Source organism: uncultured Kordia sp. (genome assembly GCF_947489565.1).
GTDB lineage: Bacteria > Bacteroidota > Bacteroidia > Flavobacteriales > Flavobacteriaceae > Kordia.
In genome coordinates, this window is sequence record NZ_CANLEA010000064.1 from 1 (window position 1) to 397 (window position 397).

General features: G+C 37.5%; 1 protein-coding gene. It reads right to left on the reverse strand.

Annotated features, from left to right (window positions below; all coding sequences use genetic code 11):
* Positions 1 to 397, reverse strand: a 397-nt coding sequence (locus Q0845_RS27740; RefSeq protein ID WP_298521214.1) for a condensation domain-containing protein, incomplete at both ends; no start/stop codon positions are given.

The following is a 397-nucleotide window of genomic DNA, read 5'->3' on the forward strand; positions in this document are numbered from 1 at the left end:
GCAAGATATCGTTTACATTTGTATTGTATCCAACATGGATTGAGCTTTGCAGCTTTTCTGTTTGTGAAGCTGTAAGTTCAAAATCGGTCGTTGAATCTAGTTGTATTTGAGTTGTTGTTGCCAGTGTTTCTGGTAAATAACTACTACTTGGAAGTTCGCATACAGAAGACCAATATTTCTGCTCTGCTGCTAAGTTTCCTTCTTCTACATATGCATGTTGTTCTTTGGACCAAGCTTTGTATGAAGTCGTTTTTGCTGGCAATTGAATCTTTTCACCTGCTACAAAACTGCTATACACGTTGGTGAAATCTTCTAGTAAGATTCGCCATGAAACACCATCAATGATTAAGTGATGTGCGATAAATACCAAATGATCACTCTCTGGCAATTGAAAGTG